This is a genomic window from Collinsella sp. D33t1_170424_A12, assembly GCF_015554865.1.
Classification (GTDB): Bacteria; Actinomycetota; Coriobacteriia; order Coriobacteriales; family Coriobacteriaceae; genus Collinsella.
The window spans coordinates 1-3,169 of sequence record NZ_JADNJJ010000088.1; the positions used below are offsets into that span (position 1 = coordinate 1).

The window sequence follows — 3,169 nt, forward strand, 5'->3', positions numbered from 1 at the left end:
GTATGTCAGTCTCAAAATTCCAGTAGATACGAATCCCGCCTGATTGCCATCGCTGCTTGTTTGCAGAAGGCCTCGAGTATCCCGCAGGTGAAGGAAAAGCTTCCGCTGATTGATGAAGTCTATGATGGCGGTATTCTTGACGATGCGAGTCTTCTTGAATTGGAGAAGATTCGAAAAGAGCTTCGCGGACTCATTCGATTCATCGTGGGCGGTCCGGGAAGGCGTGATGTTATTACTCATCTTGACGATCCCGTTACACAGGTTGTCTATGGTGTGGGCGCGGACATCGGCGAGGATTTCGAAGATTACAGGTTGAAGGTCGAACGCTATCTAAAAGATTGCTCTGATTCTCTGGTGATCCATAAGCTCCGTAGTAACCAGCCAATGACGGAATTCGAATTCGAGCAGCTCGAGCGAATTTTCACGCATGATCTTGGTAACGCGGAGGATTATGCCAAGGCATATGGTGATACTCCGTTTGGCTTGCTAGTGCGAAAGCTGGTACATCTTGAGTATGATGCTGCAATGGCTGCGTTTGCTTCGTTCCTGAACGATCAGAGCCTTAATGAACAGCAGATTTCTTTTGTCAAACGCGTCGTCAATTACGTAGTGGAGAACGGTTACATGGAGCCCGTTGCTCTGACGCAGCCCCCGTTCGATCGCCCACAGTCTTTCGTGCGAATGTTCAATACGCGGCAGCAAGGTGATTTGGTTGCCGTGATAAATGAGATCAAGCGCAATGCTGAACAGCCTGCGGCCTAGAGAGCCTGGTTTCGATCGTCTTGCTTCACAGCGCCTAAGCATTTGTTCTAGATGGCATGATCCGTTTAGGTGGTTGCTTTGCTGGCTTTATGTTAGTGGCGAGGTGGCCGTGCGCGTGCTCGATATTGGTTTCTACGGGCTTAAAGCCGACTTGTCCAACTTCGAGGGGTTTACAAGGCCTTTGGTGCTGAGTCCATAATCCGGGTGGTGTAGGGAATGCGTCTACGGGAACGGGTATTCCTTGAGGGTTTCGGAATCCTCTCCGCGGAATCGAAGCGTGAATACGAGGATGGTCTGCTTGGCCTCGTCGATCCAGTACAGAAGCCGGAAGGAGCGGACGTTCGCGCCATGCACCTCCTGGCCAATGGCCTTGCTCGCCTCTTCATCCACCATGTATGCGCGGGGAAACTCGGCGATGGTCGAGAATTTGGATGCGAGGTCGTCGTACAGCGCGGCGGCGGATTGCGGCAGGCCGAGCATCTCTTCGATATGGGTTGTGATGCTATCGAGGCGTTTCTCGAAGGTAGGGGTGATGCGGATGCTATAGGCCATGCTTCTCCCTTAACTCCGCAAGCGCCTCGAACGCATCGCGGCTCTTGCCTGCGCGATATTCCGCCATGCTCGTCCGGAAATCATCGGCGATGTCGTCGAGCTCTTGCTGGCGCCTCAGCTCCCGCTCGAGCGCACGCTGCATGAGTCGGTCATAGCGGGCGAACACCTCCGTGCTCATGATGACCATGTCCCCGTATCCGTTTTTGGTGATGTGGATGGGTTCGTCGAGCTCGTGGCATTTTGCCGAGATAGCAGCGCCGTCTTTGAGCTCCTTGATAGGCGCAATGACCATGTAAGGCTCCTCACGATGGGATAATAATCCCATTTTAGCACTGCTTATGAAGACCGATTGGTGTAGGTTATGGAATTCAAGTTTACCGTCCTCGATTACCAGACGCGCGCGGCCGATGCCGTGGTGAAGGTCTTCGATGGTCAGCCAAAGATCGAGGCGCAGTCCTATCTGCGTGACATGGGTACGAGCTCCGTCGACAAGCGCGGCCAGGGGACGCTCGGCATCATCGACTCCGCCGATGGTGCAGTGACCGACGACGGATCGGGCTTCCGAAACGCCCCGCTGCGCCTGTCCGGCTCCGACTTGCTCGACAACGTGAAGAAGTCCCAGCGCAAGAACGGCGTCCCCGTCTCCGCTGAGCTGCACCACGACCTGGGCGCCGTGGAGCTCGACGTGGAGATGGAGACGGGTACCGGCAAGACCTACGTCTACACCGAGACCATGTTCGAGCTCAACGCGCGCTACGGCTGGTCCAAGTTCATCATCGTGGTGCCGAGCGCCGCCATCCGCGAGGGCGTGGCCAAGTCGCTCCAGATTACGGCCAAGCACTTCCACGAGCGCTACGGCAAACAGCTGTGGGCACGCGTACGACCCGGCGTACCTGCGTTACCTGCTGAGCTTTGACGCGCACGAGGTGCACAAGGGCTACTTCTCCATCGATAAGAAGGGGCGGGCCTGCAACAGCAAACTCAAACGCGGCAGCGAGTTCGCCGAGGGCGAGGACGCCGTGGTCGCCTACGACCTCATTCTCAAGAACAAGGAGCGCCTGCTCTCCTTTGAGGAGCCGTGCCGGTTCATCTTCTCGCACTCCGCCTTGCGCGAGGGCTGGGACAACCCCAACGTGTTCCAGATCTGCACGCTCAAGAGCTCGGGAGACTCCGATATCTCCAAGCGCCAGGAGGTCGGCCGCGGCCTTCGCCTGTGCGTGGACCAAAACGGCACGCGTCAGGATGCGGCGCTGCTGGGGCGCGACGGCGTGCACGCCGTCAACCTCCTCACGGTAATCGCCTCGGAGGGCTACGACAGCTTTGTGAAGTCCCTGCAGACCGAGACCGCTGGCGAGCTGCGCGAGCGCCCGCGCCGGGTGGAGCACAAGTTGTTCGAGGGCGCGATGGTGAGCGACGGTGCGACCGAGTACATGCTCACCGCGGCCGACGCCGACGACATCATGTATGCCCTGGTGTGCGGCGGCCTTGTGGATTCCCATGGCAAACTCACGGATGCCTTCTGCGAGGGCTGCATGGAGCGGCTGCCCGATGGCAACATCCCCGAGCATCTGGATGGCTTCTTGCCGCAGATCGAGCGCATCGTGCGCAGCGCAGAGGACTCGAGCATCAAGATTCAAAACGGCTTCGAGGTCAAGGTTGCTGCGAACAAGCTCAACGACAACTTCCATAAGCGGGAGTTCCAGCAGCTGTGGGCGCGTATCAACCACAAGCATGCCTACACAGTGGAGTTCGATTCCGAGGAGCTGCGGCGAAACGCCGTGGCGAATATCAACGCCAACCTTTCCGTGTCGACGCCCCGCTATAGGCTCAAGCAGGGGTCGCAGCGCGCCGAGGC

At 57.8% G+C, this 3,169-nt stretch carries 4 protein-coding genes and 1 pseudogene; 3 read left to right on the plus strand and 2 right to left on the minus strand.

Annotation, left to right across the window (positions count from 1 at the left end; all coding sequences use genetic code 11):
- Positions 1-762 (plus strand): type I restriction-modification enzyme R subunit C-terminal domain-containing protein (locus tag I2E26_RS04085; RefSeq protein WP_304515625.1); only part of this gene is annotated, 762 nt, incomplete at its 5' end.
- A gap of 222 nt (positions 763-984) precedes the next feature.
- Here the strand turns inward: I2E26_RS04085 and I2E26_RS04090 are convergent.
- Entirely contained in the window at positions 985-1,314 is a 330-nt protein-coding gene (locus I2E26_RS04090) for a type II toxin-antitoxin system RelE/ParE family toxin (protein ID WP_195419703.1), read from the minus strand.
- Entirely contained in the window at positions 1,304-1,606 is a 303-nt protein-coding gene (locus tag I2E26_RS04095) for a type II toxin-antitoxin system Phd/YefM family antitoxin (protein WP_195419704.1), read from the minus strand. The genes I2E26_RS04090 and I2E26_RS04095 overlap by 11 nt, the downstream gene beginning before the upstream one ends.
- A 69-nt stretch (positions 1,607-1,675) precedes the next feature.
- On the opposite strand from I2E26_RS04095, the gene I2E26_RS04100 reads away from it, so the two are divergent.
- Together I2E26_RS04100 and I2E26_RS04105 are read left to right on the plus strand one after the other, a co-directional pair.
- On the plus strand, positions 1,676-2,230 hold the full coding sequence (locus I2E26_RS04100) for a DEAD/DEAH box helicase family protein (protein WP_195419705.1): 555 nt from the start codon (positions 1,676-1,678) through the stop codon (positions 2,228-2,230).
- Positions 2,231-2,240: 10 nt separating this feature from the next.
- A pseudogene (locus I2E26_RS04105) lies at positions 2,241-3,169 on the plus strand (type III restriction endonuclease subunit R); the annotation flags it as partial.